The sequence below is a fragment of the Bilophila sp. genome (genome assembly GCF_057864385.1).
The window spans coordinates 1-17,806 of sequence record NZ_DBMAFI010000045.1 but is presented as its reverse complement, the minus strand read 5'-3'; the positions used below and the strand labels follow the sequence as shown (position 1 = coordinate 17,806).

Annotated in this window: 17 protein-coding genes, 1 pseudogene and 1 CRISPR repeat array; of the genes and pseudogenes, 9 read left to right on the top strand and 9 right to left on the bottom strand. The window is 58.2% G+C overall.

Annotation, left to right across the window (positions count from 1 at the left end; genetic code table 11):
* Window positions 1–63: 63 nt before the first annotated feature.
* The 8 genes and pseudogenes from ACZM8Y_RS13065 to ACZM8Y_RS13030 all read right to left on the bottom strand — a co-directional run bounded on the left by ACZM8Y_RS13065 (window position 64) and on the right by ACZM8Y_RS13030 (window position 4,440).
* Complete coding sequence (locus ACZM8Y_RS13065; protein ID WP_482332995.1) at window positions 64–1,005, bottom strand: LysR family transcriptional regulator; 942 nt, start codon at window positions 1,003–1,005, stop codon at window positions 64–66.
* A gap of 37 nt (window positions 1,006–1,042) precedes the next feature.
* A complete protein-coding gene (locus tag ACZM8Y_RS13060) occupies window positions 1,043–1,873 on the bottom strand; it encodes an amidohydrolase family protein (protein ID WP_302551655.1) in 831 nt (276 codons plus the stop codon).
* Between the two features lie 195 nt (window positions 1,874–2,068).
* The gene (locus tag ACZM8Y_RS13055) at window positions 2,069–2,386 is read right to left on the bottom strand and encodes a hypothetical protein (protein ID WP_482332997.1); all 318 of its coding nucleotides are present in this window, start codon (window positions 2,384–2,386) and stop codon (window positions 2,069–2,071) included.
* 26 nt (window positions 2,387–2,412) lie between these two features.
* The gene (locus ACZM8Y_RS13050; protein WP_479858460.1) at window positions 2,413–2,781 is read right to left on the bottom strand and encodes a DUF1351 domain-containing protein; all 369 of its coding nucleotides are present in this window, start codon (window positions 2,779–2,781) and stop codon (window positions 2,413–2,415) included.
* The gene (locus ACZM8Y_RS13045) at window positions 2,781–3,269 is read right to left on the bottom strand and encodes a hypothetical protein (protein ID WP_479858474.1); all 489 of its coding nucleotides are present in this window, start codon (window positions 3,267–3,269) and stop codon (window positions 2,781–2,783) included. The genes ACZM8Y_RS13050 and ACZM8Y_RS13045 overlap by 1 nt, the downstream gene beginning before the upstream one ends.
* A gap of 35 nt (window positions 3,270–3,304) precedes the next feature.
* Window positions 3,305–3,517 (bottom strand): annotated as a pseudogene (locus ACZM8Y_RS13040) (Rha family transcriptional regulator); the annotation flags it as partial.
* A 58-nt stretch (window positions 3,518–3,575) separates the two neighbouring features.
* Window positions 3,576–3,914, bottom strand: coding sequence for a hypothetical protein (locus ACZM8Y_RS13035; RefSeq protein WP_479858461.1), 339 nt, complete (start codon window positions 3,912–3,914; stop codon window positions 3,576–3,578).
* 238 nt (window positions 3,915–4,152) lie between these two features.
* Window positions 4,153–4,440, bottom strand: a complete 288-nt coding sequence (locus ACZM8Y_RS13030) for a hypothetical protein (RefSeq protein WP_479858462.1) — start codon at window positions 4,438–4,440, stop codon at window positions 4,153–4,155.
* 237 nt (window positions 4,441–4,677) lie between these two features.
* On the opposite strand from ACZM8Y_RS13030, the gene cas3 reads away from it, so the two are divergent.
* The 9 genes from cas3 (at window position 4,678) to ACZM8Y_RS12985 (ending at window position 16,570) form a co-directional block, all read left to right on the top strand.
* Window positions 4,678–7,236 (top strand): CRISPR-associated helicase Cas3', encoded by a 2,559-nt coding sequence (cas3, locus tag ACZM8Y_RS13025; RefSeq protein ID WP_482333001.1) that lies wholly within the window; start codon window positions 4,678–4,680, stop codon window positions 7,234–7,236.
* An 11-nt stretch (window positions 7,237–7,247) separates the two neighbouring features.
* Complete coding sequence (gene casA, locus ACZM8Y_RS13020) at window positions 7,248–8,738, top strand: type I-E CRISPR-associated protein Cse1/CasA (RefSeq protein ID WP_482333002.1); 1,491 nt, start codon at window positions 7,248–7,250, stop codon at window positions 8,736–8,738.
* An 11-nt stretch (window positions 8,739–8,749) separates the two neighbouring features.
* Window positions 8,750–9,295 carry a type I-E CRISPR-associated protein Cse2/CasB gene (casB, locus tag ACZM8Y_RS13015; RefSeq protein ID WP_482333004.1) on the top strand — a complete coding sequence of 182 codons (546 nt, stop codon included), beginning with the start codon at window positions 8,750–8,752 and terminating at the stop codon, window positions 9,293–9,295.
* Window positions 9,292–9,900, top strand: coding sequence for a type I-E CRISPR-associated protein Cas6/Cse3/CasE (gene cas6e / locus ACZM8Y_RS13010; RefSeq protein WP_482333006.1), 609 nt, complete (start codon window positions 9,292–9,294; stop codon window positions 9,898–9,900). The genes casB and cas6e overlap by 4 nt, the downstream gene beginning before the upstream one ends.
* A gap of 21 nt (window positions 9,901–9,921) precedes the next feature.
* Window positions 9,922–10,998 (top strand): type I-E CRISPR-associated protein Cas7/Cse4/CasC, encoded by a 1,077-nt coding sequence (gene cas7e, locus ACZM8Y_RS13005; RefSeq protein WP_482333008.1) that lies wholly within the window; start codon window positions 9,922–9,924, stop codon window positions 10,996–10,998.
* Window positions 10,995–11,693 (top strand): type I-E CRISPR-associated protein Cas5/CasD, encoded by a 699-nt coding sequence (cas5e, locus tag ACZM8Y_RS13000; RefSeq protein ID WP_482333010.1) that lies wholly within the window; start codon window positions 10,995–10,997, stop codon window positions 11,691–11,693. The genes cas7e and cas5e overlap by 4 nt, the downstream gene beginning before the upstream one ends.
* Window positions 11,694–11,744: 51 nt before the next feature.
* Window positions 11,745–12,656, top strand: a complete 912-nt coding sequence (cas1e, locus tag ACZM8Y_RS12995; RefSeq protein ID WP_479858469.1) for a type I-E CRISPR-associated endonuclease Cas1e — start codon at window positions 11,745–11,747, stop codon at window positions 12,654–12,656.
* Complete coding sequence (gene cas2e, locus ACZM8Y_RS12990; protein ID WP_302551665.1) at window positions 12,634–12,930, top strand: type I-E CRISPR-associated endoribonuclease Cas2e; 297 nt, start codon at window positions 12,634–12,636, stop codon at window positions 12,928–12,930. The genes cas1e and cas2e overlap by 23 nt, the downstream gene beginning before the upstream one ends.
* A 33-nt stretch (window positions 12,931–12,963) precedes the next feature.
* A CRISPR array of direct repeats spans window positions 12,964–15,068; the repeat unit is 28 nt; unit sequence GTCTTCCCCACGCACGTGGGGGTGTTTC.
* 701 nt (window positions 15,069–15,769) lie between these two features.
* Entirely contained in the window at window positions 15,770–16,570 is an 801-nt protein-coding gene (locus ACZM8Y_RS12985; protein ID WP_479858470.1) for an acyl-[acyl-carrier-protein] thioesterase, read from the top strand.
* Window positions 16,571–17,222: 652 nt separating this feature from the next.
* On the opposite strand, the gene ACZM8Y_RS12980 is transcribed toward ACZM8Y_RS12985, so the two are convergent.
* Window positions 17,223–17,806 (bottom strand): alginate export family protein (locus ACZM8Y_RS12980; protein ID WP_489501779.1); only part of this gene is annotated, 584 nt, incomplete at its 5' end.

Genomic DNA, 17,806 nt, shown 5'->3' with positions numbered 1-17,806 from the left:
TATAGGCGTGAATGCCGAATGGTTCGCATTGGAAATGCAGGACGAAGCGGTCCTGTGCTCACGTCAGGATGCCGAGGATGGCAGGAGCCGGATCAGTTCCCGGACGATGCCGCTCGGCTCCCCAGCGAGCAGATAGCCCGTGACCGCCACGATGCGCTCCTTGACCTTGATGAGTGAAAGGCCGTCCAGATAGCTCTGGCGGGGGCCTTCCCCTTCAAGGAAGATGTCATGAAGGAACCCGACGCCCATGCCGTTGGCGATGGCGTGGTTCCAGAGGCTCACCGAGCCCGCGGAAAGCACGATGTCCGGCGTTCCATAACGGTTCAGCAGATAATGCAGGGGGGTGGCGTTCCCTTCGTCCGAGGCTCCCAGCACGATGGGGTATTGCAGCAAGGTCTTGAGCGAGAGCTCCCGGCTCGCGGCGAGCGGGGATTTCCTGCTTACGCAAGCGTGATAGCTGCCCTCGGCCAGAGGATGGAACGAAACCCCGGAGGCGGGGATGAAGCCGGGGCACAGCGAGCCTCCGTCTTCATCCGCATACGGCACATTGATCAGGCCGATGCGGTGGACGCCCTTCTCCTGCGGCTCCCTCAGACGGGCACAAATGCCCGTTGGGGATTGCTCCAGAATCACGACCTTGATCTGCGGGCACTTCTCGCAGAGCCGCTTGATGACGCCCGGCAGCAGCGAGATGTAGAAGATCGAGTTCACATAGATTTGCAGCGTCCCCATCAGTTCCGGGGCCGTCCCCCCTCCACGCAAATCGCGCAGCAGCGCATGGTATTTCGGGACTATTTCCGCAGCGTAGGCCAATACCCTTTCCCCGTCCGGCGTGAGCGTGCAGCCCTGCCTGGTCCGGTTCAGCAGCCGTGTATCCAGTTCCTTTTCCATTGTCTTGATGGTGGAGCTGAGTGCCTGCTGTGTCATATGCAAGCGCTTACTGGCCGTATTCAGGGACTTCTGTTGCGATATTTCGAGCAGGCAGATCAGTTGTTCGATTCGCATGGCCGTTTTTTCCACATGATGGGTTACCGTTGAGGCGCTACAGTCCGAGAAACCGCTTTGCATTCTCTTCCATAATATAGGGCAGGAAGCGCGGATCGATGCCGCAGTTCCTGTAATGCCGTGCGGCATCCCGGATGGAAATGATCGGAGCGGCGGAGGCAAAGAGAATCCGGTCATAGAGAATGCCGTTCGCCGCCGCGATGAAATCCCCGCTTCCCGGAGCGTTTATCATGTACATATCCGGGGCCAGATAGACGTTTCGCCTGTTGAAGGCGATCTGGCAGATCTCGGTGACGTAGGGCCAACCGCCGTGGCACAGGGCAATGTTCATATCCGGGAAGGCGGCGGCCACGCGATCAAGTTCAAGCGGGGCGTAATAGCCAAGCCCCGGCGTGAAGATGCCGCCAAAGGTCATGGCTACGGGAATCCCTTCCCGGCTGCACCGTTCGTAAATCGGGAAGACCCTTTCATCATCCACATGCCAGCGCTCAGGATCGAATGCGGGTTCCAGCGCGATGCCGCGACAGGGCCCGTCGGCAACGTACCTGCCGATTTCCTCCAGCGCGGCCTCAACCCCCATCAAAGGGGCGATGCCCGCCAATCCAACGAACCGCTCAGGATGGCGTTCCAGCAGGTGGACGAGATCCTTGTTGTCTCCGCCGCAACCCTTACGGATCGGAACGACAGCCTGTTCCACGCCAGCCTCATCCATCTCTTCGAGCAGCGATTCCAGGGAAAAGGTTCTGGCACATTGTGATATTTGTGTCCCAAAGCGGGCCGAACGCTGCTCAACATCCTGGAAATTGGTGTAAAACTCCGCCGTCCGGTAACTCTCGATAGGCGGCCTGACACGAAAATCAATACTCATGGCTATGCCTCCAGCGAACGGAAGAAAAAAGAGGGGAATTGTCCTTAGCTATTGGAAAACGGAGGCAGCATCCGCCGGCAGGAGCGCCTCGCTCTGCGGCAGGGTATTCCCGCCCGCATTCGTTCGCTTTTGAACAATCTTATAGCCAAGAAAAAAATACTGTCTAACAGTTCTTTTTGCACCATGCCGCATCTGTTACAATGAATTGTTGTAACAGATGCGGCTGCCTTTGGATAAGGCGTTAGCATAGAAAATGGCTGATGCTGCCCACGGCATCCTCCCCGGAGCGGAGCATGGCAAAGGCCCCCTCCTGTACGGTATCCCCACTTCGGCGCGTACTTGACGCTGAGGATCAGGGTACAAAGCCACGTTCACGGGCGGGGTGAAGGGAACCCCCTCCTCCTGCTCAATGAACGGATCGGGGCGCGGTTCCGCAGGATTGGCGACGGGGATGGGCCTGCTCCCTTCGCGAGCCTTGGCTTCCGCCACATACACCTGTCCGATGATGCCCACGGCATCCTCCCCGGAAACGTCCGGCGTCAGGCAGGCCGCAAACGTCGACAGGAGAAGCGCGGAACCGTACCGTTCCGCCTGAGCCTTGCCGTGGCCTCCACCAGCGCCATGCGGTCGGCTTTGGCCTGTTCCGTCCGGCGGGTTTCTTCGCGCTCCCGCTTGTCTGCGGCGATGGCCCGTTTGATACCCTCAGGGATCTCGGTTTGCCGCGTCGACTTGTTCAGCCATGAGGGGTTGATGGGGATGTCCGGTTCCGGCACGTCTTCGTTGTTTTTCAGGGAATCGACGACAAACGGGACGGCTGCGCGGCGGCCTCTGCGGTCACGCCGCTCGAAGTCCCAGACCTGCGTGTCCAGCGCAGCGCGGGCATCCACGATGCGGGCGATCATCGCCATCAGGTCAGCGTAGTTGCGCTTGAGCCTTCCCTCCTTCCCAACGGCGGCGGTGGAGTTCTTTTCTGCGCGCTCACGTTCGTCCTGCGCGGAGGCAAGGGGCTTTGCCAGTCATTGCTCTGTTCGCTATGGGGATCGCACCTATGCTTACTCCCCGCCTTCTTCCGTTTCCGTAAGTTCCAGCAAGATCGAATACTCCACGGCCTCGGCCATCCTCTCCGGCGGCAGTTGCGTATACTTGGCGATCCCGAATTGGCGGCGAAGCGGCCCCACACTTCGCCATAGCTCTTGGGCTGGTTCTCCTTCGGCAATATGCCGATCTTGGCGTCGACCAGTGCCCTGAGCTGCGCCTGTTGCGGCGGTGCGAGTGGTGCGAAGACGTCGGCGGGCGGCAAGGCCCCTTCCCGCTGGCGCTGCAACTCGGTTTCCAGCGCGTTGAAGGCTTTGATGTGGGCCAGTTTGAGACGAGGGCCTTCTGCCCCTGCACCCATAACGAGCAACATGAAACCGTTACGGTAAATGATGTACAGAAGGCGGTTCTGGTTTGTTCGTCGATATAGTTAGCGCCCTCAAAACTGAGGGCGCTAAACGATTCCTGTGTGTTATCTATGAATTCCTTAATATCGCGTACCACATTGCCGTGACACTTCCCAAAGAACTTCGCCACTTCCAAAGGGGTGGTACAGGACGTCCATTGTGCGGCGTAACCGAAGGCGCGGGCATGGGCATGAGCTCGCACTGCGACAAGATGATTCTTTCTTTGCGGCCCGGCAGCCTCCCGCCGGGCCTCGTTCGCCCTAGAAGTCGTCGCCGGGCTGCTTGGTCGTCTGCGCGATCACGCAGAAGCAACCGCGTTCCGTGTAGTCACGGGCGAAGCCCTCGGCCCCCTTCTGGTTGCAGCACCAGTGCAGACGGAGAGGCTCCGTTTCCGAAGTTCCAGGCGCAAAGACGATGCACAGCCACCACTTGCCGTACTCATGGCCTTCAATGACGTTCGGCAAGCTCAACATGCGCTTGCGGGCTGCTGCGGCCCCTTCCTTCATGCGCCGGGTTTCGTCCGCATAGTTGGCGAACAGGGCGTCAATGCCGTGAGGCTTGACTGTACCGCGAGAATCGGTAATCTGCGGGGTAGCCATAACAAACTCCTACTGCTAGTTTTTTGTGGTTAAGCCCTCGGCGATGTTGCGAGCATCTCCGAGGGCTGTTTTGTTATTGCCTTTCCGATGGGTTGTTGTAACTCATTACTTCATATTCCATCACTAAAAATTACTTGATTACAACAAAAATACTTTGATGGTATATAATGTTTAAAAGTAATATCAGAGCGTTAATAAAAAAAGCATTACGATGCGTGCCTGGTCTAGCCAAACAGAATCATCCACGCGTACAATTCACCGTGCTACCCAAGACGATACCACCGGCGGTTGCCAGCTCCACACGCTGGCGAAGATCGCGGACGCCCTCAGTATGAAAACAAAAAACTGGAAGAAACGGAAAAACTGAAATATAACTATATGTAGTTAAATGAAAATATATTTCACCATGATAAAACTTGACCTTTTGTGGAGAACACAATAAAGAAATGGTATTCATATTATCAACAGTATAATGTGTTTTAAAAATGTTTTTTTCCCACCTTCGTGGGGGTGTTTCCAGTATCATGTGTTTTCCTTGGAAAAGGATTACTCTTTTCCCCACCTTCGTGGGGGTGTTCCTCCCTCTCTATTTATGGGCAGACACGTTTTTCTGCCAACTGGCAGAGGCTGTTTACGGCATATGCACAATCAATTCATGATATTAACCATTCTTGAATATTCATCTAAAAGAAGCTATCATCAAACTGCTATAGAAAATCTTTTGATGGCATCCTTCGACATCCCAAAGGATTGAGGACAAAAGATGCTGCGCTCTCGTCCAACCAACAAGGACTTTACAGCCTTACCTCTCACAGAGTGCCTTGCCAAAACGTATCACGATCCACATGGAGCAACAGCCGCAGGCCGCACGGTGCTTGACCATGCCCTTATTACGGGGGCGGTTGCGGCACTCCTCTTGGAGCGGCTGCCGAAATGCACATTGCCGTTTTATCCAGAAGGGGCGGATCGTATCGTTTCCGCCCATGATGTAGGCAAAGTGTGCCCCACGTTTCAGCATAAAATCCATCAGGCTGCCGGTTCCCTGAGCTCCTTCCCTGAACTGAAGGACTCCGACCCATCATTAGAGCAGGACTGGGGAGGGCACGCCGCCATCAGTTACTCCGCACTCAAAGCAGTACAGGGCGATCCGTTTATCCCTCAAATTGTGGGCCGGCATCATGGCGTGCCCCCTAAAAAAAATTACCCTGCTTCGTGCACCAACTACGGCGGCGAGGCATGGCAAAAGCGGCGTGAAGAACTGCTCGCCCTCATTGCGGGGGAACGGGGCTGGCCTGAGATATCGTCAAAGACACAGGCATTGCTCCTGATGGGCCTGACCACGGTTGCGGACTGGATTGGCTCCGGGGAGCTGTTCGACGAGCCGCAAAAAGACTGGGCACCGCTTGTGCGGAAGGCTGTAGACCACGCGGGTTTCCTTCCCCTCTCCCTGCAAACGGGGCTTTCTTTTGAAGTGCTTTTCGGCTTTTCACCGAGAGAGGTGCAGCAGGCTTTCATTGATCAGGTTTCCGGGCCGGGCGTCTATATCCTTGAGGCCCCGATGGGGATGGGCAAAACCGAAGCGGCGTTGTATGCGGCCTATCGGATGTTGGAACAGGGCAAGGCCGGAGGGATTTACTTCGCGCTCCCCACGCAGTTGACCTCCAACAAAATCCATGACCGCGTCAACGCGTTCCTGTCCCGCATTCTCCTTCAGGACAGCCCCCAAGCGCCCCTCCTCCTGCATGGAAAGGCATGGCTCAAGACATTCTCCGAACAAGAAATGGGCGAGGACGCCGCTCCGGGCAAGCCGTGGTTCCAATCAGGCAAGCGCGGGCTTCTCGCCCCCTTCGCCGTAGGCACTATCGATCAGGCGCTCATGGCGGTGATCCGTGTCCGGCATTCGGCGGTACGGGCCTTTGGGCTTGCGGGAAAGGTCGTCATCATTGATGAAATCCATTCCTACGACACCTATACGGGGACAATCGTCGATAAACTGGTCACCCTGCTCCGGGACTTGTATTGTACGGTCATCATCCTGAGCGCGACGTTGACGCAGTCCCGCAGGGCCGCATTCCTCGGCGCCCACCAGCCTGTCCGCACCGATTACCCTCTGATTACGGCGGTTGACTCCCAGTCGGATCGGTTCGCTGAAGTTCCCGGCATGAATGAAAATGCCTCGAAACAGGAGAGAACCGTTACGCTTCACTGCGGCAAGGCGCAGGATGAGGCCATAGAAGAATCCCTCTTACGTGCGGAAGGCGGGCAACAGGTTCTCTGGATCGAGAACACGGTTGCCGAAGCCCAGGCCGTATACAAGGAGCTGGCCGCCCGTGCCTCAGGCATGGATGTTGAAATCGGCCTGCTGCATTCCCGGTTCACGCCAGCCGACCGGGAACGGAACGAATCGCTGTGGACATCCCTGTATGGCGCGAAGTCGGAAGCGCGGGGGGAAAAAGGGCGTATCCTCGTCGGGACGCAGGTGCTGGAACAGTCGCTGGACATCGACGCCGATTTTTTGGTGACGCGCCTCTGCCCTACCGACATGTTGTTCCAGCGCATCGGGCGCTTATGGCGGCATGACGAGGGTCCGGGCCAAGTGCGGCGCCCTGCGGATGCCTGCCGCGAAGCATGGATACTCGCTCCCGATCTGGAAAAAGCCCTGCAAAATCCGATGAAGGCCTTCGGCAGCACGGGATACGTCTACAGTCCATATGTCCTGTGCCGCACGCTTGAACAGTGGTCGCAACGCCACAGCGTTCGATTGCCCGACGACATCCGGCCAATGCTTGAGGCCACCTATGCGGACAGGGACGAGACGGGATCCCCTTTGGCGCTTGCACTGCGGAAGCTGGAGGAAGACAAACTGAGGCTGCGGAATCACGCCTACGACAGTACGTCGCAATGGGGCAATACCGTTTCGGAAGAGGCGGTTGCTACCCGGTCGATGCAGCGGCCCGAAACCGACGTCCTGCTTCTCCGCAGCCGAGGCATAAGCGGGGGGCAATGCCTGCTTGCCGACGGCTCGGAAGTGGCATTCCCGGTACGGATACCTGAATGGGGCGAACGGGCCCGGATTGCTTCCCGGCTGACGGCAAACATCGTCCGCGTGCCTGAAAGCTGGTTGGAAAAGGCCCGCAAGCCATCCGCCGACCTCTTGAACAGGCTGTCGCCCTACCTGTATGTTTCGCCCAAGGATGGAGGGCGGCCCTCCCTGTACATCGCCGTGCTCAGGGCCGACGGCACGCTTGAGGACGGGGTTGGGAACGATTTCGGCGGGAGTTACACCCCGGAATGGGGCTACGAACAAACGACGTCTTGCTGAAAGGGGGGAATGTGACGGAAAACAGATACAACCTGCTCGACAAGGCATGGATTCCCATCGCCGACATGGGCAAGGCGGGGCTTCTGCGCGTGTTCGGCGGCAGGGAGTGCCGGGCACTGGGCGGGACGGCCGTGCAAAAGATTGCGGTGCTGAAACTGCTCATCGCCATTGCCCAGGCAGCGGCCACGCCGCAGGATACGCAAGAATGGGCCGCAATGGGGCCGGATGGCCTCGGCGAACGGTGTACCCTGTATCTCGAACAATGGCGTGATGCCTTCTGGCTGTACGGCGACAAACCGTTCCTCCAGATGCCCGCCTGCTCCAAGGCCGAACTCAAGCCCTACGGGACAGCCATGCCGCAGGTCGCCTCAGGCAACACCACGCTGCTCACGCACCTGCAACTGGAACCGATCATGTCCGACGCCTCCCGCGCATTGCTGCTGGTGGAACAGATGGGTTTTGGCCTCGGCGGGAAGAAGACGGACAACAGCGTTGTCCTCAGCAAGGGATACGTGAAAGGCAAGAGCGCAAAGCCCGGCCCTTCCGTATGCCATATGGGTTTGCTCCATTCGTTCCTTCTGGGGGATTCCATTCTTGAAACCGTCTGGCTGAACCTCCTCACGCGAGACATCATAGCCGACACCGGGCAATGGGAAGAAGGGATCGGGACGGCTCCGTGGGAAAAAATGCCTGAAGGCGAGGATTGCCCCACCGCACGGGCTTTGAAGGCCAGCCTCATGGGTCGGCTTGTCCCGCTCTCCCGCTTCTGCCTGCTGCGGGAAGACGGCCTCCACTACACCGAAGGCATCGTCCACCCCGACTATCAGGAACGGATGGTTGATCCTTCCGCAGCAGCCGACAAAGCGAAAGCCAAGGTCAAAATGTTGTGGGTAAACCCCGAAAAAAAGCCTTGGCGCCAACTTACGGCCCTGTTGTCTTTTTTGGAATCGGAACATGACAGCGGTTTTGAGTGCCTGAACCTGAAACAAGGCATCCAGCGCCTGGGCGACGGCCATGTCAAACAGTTCGGAATCTGGAGCGGCGGGCTCAAAGTCAGCAGCAACGCGGGAGAACAATATGTATCCGGGGGCGACGACTGCATTGAATCCGAAACATGGCTGGAGGCCCAATTGTTCTCCGGCAGTGATGACTGGTTTATCCTCTTCAAAAAACAAATGGGGCAGCTGGAAAGAATGGGTACCGCCGTCTATGGGGCCACACGGGGGTATTTTTCGGACTTGAAAGTACAGGGCGATGCCCATGCCGCCGAAGCGTCCGGCCTGTTCTGGCAACTGGTCGAACCCACATTCCAAGAACTGATCCAAGCCTGTTACGGCGACGGCAAAGAACGGCTTGCCAAGCTTATGGGGACGTATGCCGTTTTCGCCGGCACTGCCTTTGACGAATCCTGCCCGCACGGGACGGCGCGCCAGTTTGAAGCATGGGCCCGCCACCGGCCCGGTTTCGGGATGTTTTCACAGAAAACCCAATCCTCATCGTGAAGAGGGCTGTTATGGCTGAAACAAAGGAAAACTCCCTGAGCAAAGCGTTTGTCCGCTTTGTGCTCGACCGGGCGAGCGCCGCCCCTAAAATCAAGGATACGGGGTTTGTCGCCCGGATGAAACGGGCCGACAATCCCGATCTGGAATATCAGGTATGGAACATTTTACTGGGATTCAACATAGATATTGAATTCGCCGCGCGGCGTCTGCCTTTCTGCCTTATCGGAGCCGCCTTGTGCCGAAGGCAGCCGGAAAAGGACGGCATATTCGGCCTCGGCGCGTCGCTGAGGAGTTGCTTCGGCGATGACGAAGATCAGGGAAGCATGCGTTTGCGCCGCCTCCTCGCCTGCCAAACGACCGAGGAGGCATGCCGTATCCTGCGCCCGATGCTTTCCCTCATCACGGCGAAGGCTGCGAAACCGCTCTGCTTCGCTACGCTGCTGGAGGAACTCCTGTATTTTGAAAGCAATGGGCAAGAGCGCATCAAAATGCGCTGGGCCCGTGATTTCTACAGCCTTCCCAATGAACCGAAGGCTGCCGAAGGAGACGCGTCATGATGTTCGCCAGCCGCTACAGGCTGTCGCCGCATGACGCCAAAGCCCTGCGGATTAGCGATACCTACTCTCTGCACAGGGTTGTTTACGGGCTTTTTGACGATGTGCGCGGGGGCGATCGGGAAAAAGGCAGCGGTATCCTGTTCGCCGATATGGGCGGGGACAAATACGGGAGGCATCTCCTTATCCTGTCCGATCGGCAGCCCCGTGAGCCCGAATACGGGGAATTCGTCAGAACCGAGCCAATCCCTGAAGCCTTTTTCGGTTTTTCCGCCTACCGCTTTGAAGTCGTCATCAATCCCGTAAAACGGGACAGCCGAACCCAAAAACGTATGCCTCTGCGCAGCCGTGAAGAGGTCGCACGCTGGTTTCTGGAAAAAGCCCCCGCATGGGGTTTTGAGGTACAGGAATCCTCTTTTCAGGTCGCAGAGATCAATGCTGATGTTTTTTGGAAGGGGGAACAGAAAGTCACCCTTGGAAAAGCGCGGGTGACGGGAACCCTTACCGTTGTTGATAAAGAGCGTTTCACTCAAAGCGTCTGCCGGGGCATCGGCCACGGCAAAGCCTTTGGTTGCGGATTGCTTCAGGTCGCCCCCATCGTCTTTTAACCAGCAGCTCAAGGAATGAAGATGAATACACTCAAAGGAACCCATGTTGAATTCCATATCCTCCAGTCTTTTCCTGTTTCCTGCCTGAACCGGGACGACGTGGGCGCCCCCAAGAGCGCGATGATCGGCGGGGTATCCCGTGCCCGCGTCAGCTCCCAGTGCTGGAAGCGTCATGTGCGGCTGGCCCTTCAGGAGCTCGGCGTCAAAATCGGCGTGCGCACAAAACAGGTTGCCGGGATGCTCGCGGAAGCCTGTGAAACCAAGGGGGCCACACCGGAACAGGCAAAGGCGTTCGGTGAGGCCTGCGCCCCTCTGCTGGCTGAAGATACCCTGTATTTCTTCTCGAAAAATGAGGCGGAAGCCATCGCCGAATTCGCCGCGGCACAGGCCTTTGAACCTGAGTCCGCCGCCGTCAAAAAATCGGGAAAGACCGTATTGTCCCCGGAGTTGAGAAAGGCTCATAAAGCCCATTTCAACCCCGCCGTCGACGGGCTCGACATCGCCCTGTTCGGGCGCATGGTGGCGCAGGCCCCCGATCTCAACGTCCATGCCGCCGCCTCGTTTGCCCACGCCGTCTCCACACACCGCGTCGACAACGAAATCGAATTTTTCACGGCACTTGACGATCTCAAATCCGATGATGAAACGGGTTCCGCCCATATGGGAAGCCTTGAATACAACTCGGCCACCTATTACCGCTATATCAACCTCGATCTCGGCCAGCTCGCGGATTCGCTTGGCAATACGGGATTGGCCGATGCTGTGTCGGCCTTCATCAAGGCCTTGTACATCGCCGTCCCCTCCGCCCGGCAGACCACGCAAACCGGCATGCGCCCGTGGGACTATGCCCGCATCTACATCCGCAGGGGGCAAGGCATGCAGGCCAGCTTTGACGAGCCGGTAAGGGCAAAAGGGCAAGGGTTCCTTAAGCCGAGCATTGAGGCCCTTGAACTCCAACTCGCCAAGCAGGAGAAGCTGGCCGGCTCGCTGTTCGGCAAGGCCGCCGAATTCACGTTCGGCAAGGACGACTCCGTCAGCATCGACGATCTCGTCAACGGCGTGGCGGCGTTCGTGCGCCCGTATGAGGCGCAGGCATGACCGCCCTGCTCCTCTGGCTGGAGGCCCCCCTTCAGTCTTGGGGGGTCGATTCCCGCTTCGGAAGGCGCGATACGCTTCCTTTTCCTTCCCGCTCCGGCGTGCTCGGGCTCGTCTGCTGCGCTACGGGGCGCAGCGGCGAACAGGAAGCGTGGCTTGCCGAGATGAAGGCATACACGCAGACCGTAGTGGCGTATTCACGTCTCGAAAACGGCAAACCGGATATACAGCCCCTCCTCCGCGATTTCCAGATGGTGGGCAGCGGCTATGACGCTTCGGATCCGTGGCAGGATCTGCTCATCCCCAAGAAAACGGACGGGAAACGTCCGGTCGGTGCGGGAACGAAAATGACCTACCGTTATTACCTTCAGGATATGGCGTTCGCCTGCGCGCTGGATGTCCCGGAAGCGTATGCGGATGAAATCATCGCCGGGCTGCAAAATCCCGTATGGCCCATATGCCTTGGGCGCAAAAGCTGCGTGCCTACGGATATCGTTTACCGTGGCCGTTTCGGCTCGCAGGAAGAAGCATTGGCAGCCGCCGGGGAAATAGCGCAAGCCAAAAGGCGCGCGGAACGCTTCCGTGTGACCCACGGGCGTGTTGAGGGCGGGGATGTGCTGACGCTGAATGACATCCCCATCGCCTTCGGCCTGCGCAAGCGGTATGAAGACAGGCAAGTGACGATTCTGGAACAATGAAAAAGTGCCGCCGGAAGCAGTTCCGGCGGCACTTTTGTACGGGAGACAAGGATGCCGGAACAAAAGGAGCCTATTGCAGGTGAAGAGCCCAAAGCTCCCCGCCGCTTGTTTATCCCGATCACACGGGAAACGCTTCCCCGCGTATCGGACAAGTACCCGTTCATCTATCTGGAAAGAGGGCGGCTGGAGATTGACGACAGCAGCATCAAATGGATCGACGCGGACGGAAACAGGGTACGGTTGCCCATAGCGACGATCAACGCCCTGCTTCTTGGCCCCGGTACGTCTGTAACCCATGAGGCCATCAAGGTAGCCTCCGCCGCCAACTGCGCCGTCTGCTGGGTTGGCGAGGACAGCCTGCTCTTCTACGCTTCAGGCGTCGTGCCCACTTCCAACACTCGCAACCTGCAACGCCAGGCATGGCTCTCAACGGACAAAGGGGCCTCTCTTGCCGTCGCCAGGGCTTTCTTCGCCAAACGCTTTCCCGATGCGGAGCTTGAGGGCAAGACGTTGCAGGAAATGATGGGAATGGAAGGGCTGCGCGTCCGCAATTTCTACCTCGAAAAAGCCGAGCAATACAAAGTCGGCTGGAAGGGACGTGTTTTCACCCCCGGAAAATTCGAGTTGAGCGATCTGACGAACCAGATATTGACGTCCACCAATGCGGCCCTCTATGGCGTCTTATGCTCCTGTGTCCACAGCCTCGGCTATTCGCCGCACTTGGGCTTTATCCACTCCGGGAGCCCCCTGCCTTTTGTGTATGATCTCGCCGATCTTTACAAAGGAGAGCTCTGCGTTGATCTCGCTTTTTCCCTGACGCTCTCCCTCGCGGGCCGCTACAACAAGTACGCCGTATCTGAAGCGTTCCGCAAGCGTGTCATCGAAATGAAGCTGCTGGAAAAAGTCGCCGAGGATATTGAGAGCCTGATAGGAGAGAAATGTGCTCGTCGTTATCGCAAATGATTTGCCTCCCGCCGTACGCGGGCGGATGAAGCTCTGGTTTGTGGAACCTCGGCCTAACGTCTTCGTTTCAGGCATTAAAGATTCCGTTGCACGGCATGTGATCAACTACTTGCTCGAAAAATGCCCTGAACAAAGTGGTCTCATGATCTTTCAAAGGCTACCGAACCCACCGGGGTACAAGCTCTACGGCATGGGGGAACCAAAGCGCCAGCTCATCGAATTGTCAGGGCTGCAACTTGTGTCTGAAAAAGATGACGCTTCAATATTGTTTTGACGGCTCAGCAAAAAAAGTGAATAATCCCTCAGTGTCTTCCCCACGCACGTGGGGGTGTTTCTTACGCCCGGACGCTGCGCCGAGAGCCACTTCTGGTCTTCCCCACGCACGTGGGGGTGTTTCTTGGGGGCCGCTGTATAGAAATCCTGCCCAAATGTCTTCCCCACGCACGTGGGGGTGTTTCCTCCGTTTTGAAGTCGCGCCCAAGCTTGACGCCGTCTTCCCCACGCACGTGGGGGTGTTTCTCCAGAGATCTTTTTGCGCAGGGCATCCAGCTCGTCTTCCCCACGCACGTGGGGGTGTTTCCACCTGATTGGAACCCATTGTGGACAGGGTGGCGTCTTCCCCACGCACGTGGGGGTGTTTCCAACGTGCGCGCGCGTCCGTATCGGTTCGTAACGTCTTCCCCACGCACGTGGGGGTGTTTCCATTTCCGAAGAGGACGTCCGGCTGCCGCTTGAGTCTTCCCCACGCACGTGGGGGTGTTTCTCATCCCCGTGCTGAACTCTGGAAACATGAAGGGTCTTCCCCACGCACGTGGGGGTGTTTCTGAGCACGGAAACGCATTGCGGATTGCCTCCGCGTCTTCCCCACGCACGTGGGGGTGTTTCTTTACGCACTGGTGAGCTGATGCGCCCGGATCCGTCTTCCCCACGCACGTGGGGGTGTTTCTATGGCCTCATCATCCGGCGGTCTCGTGGCCTTGTCTTCCCCACGCACGTGGGGGTGTTTCCGTATTTAGCTGGCAGGGTATCCGTAGTGAAGAGTCTTCCCCACGCACGTGGGGGTGTTTCTGCACTCCGGCCTGCGGAAGATCGGCTATCTGGGTCTTCCCCACGCACGTGGGGGTGTTTCTGTCCTGCCCCCGTGTGACAACGGGTAAGGGCGGTCTTCCCCACGCACGTGGGGGTGTTTCCTTGTCTCCTACGACTATGACCGCAAGGCTGAGTCTTCCCCACGCACGTGGGGGTGTTTCTATGCAGGCGCGTAGGCATGTCGCAGTTTTCAGGTCTTCCCCACGCACGTGGGGGTGTTTCTACTCTCAAGATTTGTCTCCTCGGTCTTGCGACGTCTTCCCCACGCACGTGGGGGTGTTTCTATCTGGAACTGCTTTTATGGCATCCCATACCAGTCTTCCCCACGCACGTGGGGGTGTTTCTAGGAAGAATGTCTTCGGGAAAGCCAAGCGCGCGGTCTTCCCCACGCACGTGGGGGTGTTTCTTCATCGTCTGAGAGACGCCATTGACGACATTCGTCTTCCCCACGCACGTGGGGGTGTTTCCATCACACACTATGGAACCTGCTCCACAGCGGCGTCTTCCCCACGCACGTGGGGGTGTTTCTTTATCTCATATCCGGGATAGAGGCCGAAGGGCGTCTTCCCCACGCACGTGGGGGTGTTTCTGAACGTCTTCTCGTCGATGAGCTTATCGAGCGGTCTTCCCCACGCACGTGGGGGTGTTTCCGTCGCCGCGTAACTCTCAGTGCCAAAAGATTTGTCTTCCCCACGCACGTGGGGGTGTTTCTGTTCGTACTTCCCCGTCTTCTCGTCTTGCTTCGTCTTCCCCACGCACGTGGGGGTGTTTCCCCAAAAGGCGCTCGAAGCCGCCCTTGCGACGGGTCTTCCCCACGCACGTGGGGGTGTTTCTATGGCTGAACGGCGTGCCGCCCATCGCGGCCTGTCTTCCCCACGCACGTGGGGGTGTTTCCTCCGCGTAGCTTTGCCATGTGAATCCGGGCGGGTCTTCCCCACACACGTGGGGGTGTTTCCTTCTCACCGTGGCTGATGCCTTGGATGCGGGGGTCTTCCCCACGCACGTGGGGGTGTTTCTACAGCAGCCAACCCGACACTTAACGTCAGTGCGTCTTCCCCACGCACGTGGGGGTGTTTCCCGATCCGTATCCTTATCCTTGACGAGCTGGACGTCTTCCCCACGCACGTGGGGGTGTTTCTCAATGGGGGTGAAGGCTGCGATTTCCCTATCCCGTCTTCCCCACGCACGTGGGGGTGTTTCTCTTTCGTCAGCGATTCGTAGGGGATGCCAACGGGTCTTCCCCACGCACGTGGGGGTGTTTCCAAGTAACAGAGGAGTGTTCGGAAGTGCCTGCTGTCTTCCCCACGCACGTGGGGTGTTTCGCATCGCCGGGTACCTTGTCGGCACGGTGGAGCGTTTCAACGACGCGAAGCAAGCTGAGGTCATGGATCAAGTGAAGCACACCGTCTAAACCAAAAAATTCCCCTCACGGCGGTGTGCCTGATGGGGTACGACGCGAACCGAGAGGGGAGTTTCAGATTCACACAGCATACCGATGCTCACACTTTTTTGAGGCGTTGGGAAAACGCTTTTTGCCGTCTGCATCAAGCCGTTTGATGCAGGATATTCGTTACATGGCAACATAATGAGACAGTATCGCTTCGCCAAAGAAAAGCCGCCTGCCTTGCCGGAAAGGTACGAGCGGTATCAAGATAAAAAACGGTTCCGCACATGCTGCGTATGCAAATGTGGAACCGTTTTTTCGCGCGGTATGTACAAGAAGCAGCCTCAACGGATGGCATCCGTTCTCAGGCAGGCGCGGAAGGCAATCCGTGCTGGAAAAGGCCGCGGCACAGGGGAATCGGCCGTACAGTTCCCGGCGTCCGTATAACCGGGATGCAACTGTGGGCAAACCGGGGCAAGACATTCGCCTTTTCGATGATTTATCAAAAATGAGTTTTGAATTTCATGCAATTGGAATGCAACATTCATTAAAAACCTAACTCCCTCACCGGGGCCGTGTTCTGGACGGAAGCGCTGCGGGCGTGCTACAGGCAGGAAGTACATTTTCCCCGGAGAAGCATATGTTGGATTACCCCGAATATACCCTAGGCATTCAGGCCCGCTACGGCGAAGCGGGAACCGACGGCAAAATACGCCTCGGCGCGCTGGCGAACTGGTTTCAGGAAGCCGCCGGGCACAACGCCTCGGCCCTCGGCTTCGGCGATGAGCGGCTTTTCGCGGAAGGGAAGGCGTGGATACTCACCCGCATGGCCTTTCGCATCAAGGAACTGCCTTCGCCCGGCGACAAGGTGAACGTCCGCACGTGGCCCGCAAAGCTCGAACATCTGGGGCACAGAGGGTATGAAGTGTACAACGCTTCCGGCGAACGGATCGTCGCCGCCGTGAGCGCGTGGACGGTGCTGGATCTCACCACCCGCCGCCTGACGGCCCTGCCCGAAGAGCTCGCCACCGTCTACCCCGTGAACACGATCCCCTGCATCCCCTTCCCGTCCCGCACCATCCCACGGCTGCGCGAGGGGATAGGCAGCGCCGACGTGCTGGTGCGGCGCGACGACCTCGACATCAACGGGCATGTCAACAACTCAAAATATCTTGGCTGGCTGCTTGAGTGTCTGCCGTGGTCGCCCGGCGAAAGCCTCATCCCGTCCCTGCTCGACGTCACATTCCGCGCCGAATGCTTCCCCGGCGATGCGCTCACTTCACAATGCGTTCCCCTGCCCGACGAAACCGACGCCACCGCGCCTGAAGGGTTCCCGCAAGCGCCGCACGGCCTGCTGCATGTGATCCGCCGTACCGATTCGGGCGATGACGTCTGCCGCGCCGTGACGCGCTGGACGCAAAAAGTCCGGCTGCCTGCGTGAACTTCCCGGCATGGCCCATGCTGGCCTGCCACCCCAAAAGGCCATTTCAGACCGTTTCAGACAGCCTTTTTACGGCGCTTTAGGACGATTCCGGCTCTCAATATTAGGACAGAGCCGAAAGCAAAAAATGCAGTTCCCGTTCCGCCGCTTTCCGGCACGGGCGGGACGCCCTCCGGCAATAGGGGAAATGCCGCAACGTTGGGCTTGTTCAGAGCGTTAGGACAACACCCTCCCGGCAGCGGGGGAATGCCCCTTTCAGGCGCTTCCCCTTGTCGTTTGCTGTCCGCAAAAACTGCGAATGGGTCGATAACGCCGCGACCTTTGAATAGGGGAGAGGCTCAAGCCGTGCCAGCAGCTTTTTGGGTAATGATCCACGCTGAACGGAAGCTCCACCCGGCTCAAGCCGTGCCGACAGCTTTTTTGGGGGAAGGGGAAACTCCATAGGGGCGTTCCATCTCCCTTTCAGAAAAGTTTCCCCTTCCCCTGTGCATTCCCCCTATACGAACCGCCTTTGGAGGAAACCCGCCGGAAAGCGGGCAGCCTCAGGGCGGGGCCCCTCTCCAAGGCGTATCCGTTTGGGGAGCGGGGCCGGGCGTCAGCCTGCCAAGACGTCCGTACGGCCCCTTCCAGAAAACCGGGCTTCCCCGTTTCCCTAGAACTTGTAGATGATGCTGAAGGTACCCTTGAGGTTGTTTTCCTTCGCTTCGTAACCCACGCCCCTCCACAGATCCTCATCCATATCGAGGCGGATATAGCCGAGCTCCACGAACAGCGAGAGGTTCTCGTACAGCTTGTATTCCGTATCAAAGTTCACTTCCACGGCCTTGTCGCCCGTGGTCAGGTAGATCATGCTGTACTGGGAGTCCTGCGGGTTGGAGATCATCTTGCTGCGTACCATTTCCCTATTGTTCGTGCCCTGATAGTACACGACGCGCAGGACGTGGGAGAGGTCTTCCATGAACGAGATGTCCTTCACTCGGCCCATGACCGCCCATGTGCCGGAGATGCCGTAGCCCATCGTCTGGGCCGCGCCGCCGTAGTTCGTGCCGTCAAAGCCGTAGGAGGTCACGTACACGTCGGGGTCGATGGAGGGCAGGCGCTCGGAACCGTTGTACGGGTTGGCGTCGTCGCCGGAGGAATACCAGAACAGCAGGCCGGGGGTGCAGGATTCCAGCTTGTATTCGGCGAGGAACGCGGCGTACCAGCCGGAACGCTTCACGTCGAAGCTCCTGCCGT

What these genes read in the sequence shown, in the direction of transcription:
- ACZM8Y_RS13065 (WP_482332995.1), bottom strand. Translation starts at nt 1,005, where the DNA reads ATGCGAATCGAACAACTGATCTGCCTGCTCGAAATATCGCAACAGAAG.
- ACZM8Y_RS13060 (WP_302551655.1), bottom strand. Translation starts at nt 1,873, where the DNA reads ATGAGTATTGATTTTCGTGTCAGGCCGCCTATCGAGAGTTACCGGACG.
- ACZM8Y_RS13050 (WP_479858460.1), bottom strand. Translation starts at nt 2,781, where the DNA reads ATGGCGATGATCGCCCGCATCGTGGATGCCCGCGCTGCGCTGGACACG.
- ACZM8Y_RS13045 (WP_479858474.1), bottom strand. Translation starts at nt 3,269, where the DNA reads ATGGGTGCAGGGGCAGAAGGCCCTCGTCTCAAACTGGCCCACATCAAA.
- ACZM8Y_RS13035 (WP_479858461.1), bottom strand. Translation starts at nt 3,914, where the DNA reads ATGGCTACCCCGCAGATTACCGATTCTCGCGGTACAGTCAAGCCTCAC.
- ACZM8Y_RS13030 (WP_479858462.1), bottom strand. Translation starts at nt 4,440, where the DNA reads ATGATACTGGAAACACCCCCACGAAGGTGGGAAAAAAACATTTTTAAA.
- cas3 (WP_482333001.1), top strand. Translation starts at nt 4,678, where the DNA reads ATGCTGCGCTCTCGTCCAACCAACAAGGACTTTACAGCCTTACCTCTC.
- casB (WP_482333004.1), top strand. Translation starts at nt 8,750, where the DNA reads ATGGCTGAAACAAAGGAAAACTCCCTGAGCAAAGCGTTTGTCCGCTTT.
- cas6e (WP_482333006.1), top strand. Translation starts at nt 9,292, where the DNA reads ATGATGTTCGCCAGCCGCTACAGGCTGTCGCCGCATGACGCCAAAGCC.
- cas7e (WP_482333008.1), top strand. Translation starts at nt 9,922, where the DNA reads ATGAATACACTCAAAGGAACCCATGTTGAATTCCATATCCTCCAGTCT.
- cas5e (WP_482333010.1), top strand. Translation starts at nt 10,995, where the DNA reads ATGACCGCCCTGCTCCTCTGGCTGGAGGCCCCCCTTCAGTCTTGGGGG.
- cas1e (WP_479858469.1), top strand. Translation starts at nt 11,745, where the DNA reads ATGCCGGAACAAAAGGAGCCTATTGCAGGTGAAGAGCCCAAAGCTCCC.
- ACZM8Y_RS12985 (WP_479858470.1), top strand. Translation starts at nt 15,770, where the DNA reads ATGTTGGATTACCCCGAATATACCCTAGGCATTCAGGCCCGCTACGGC.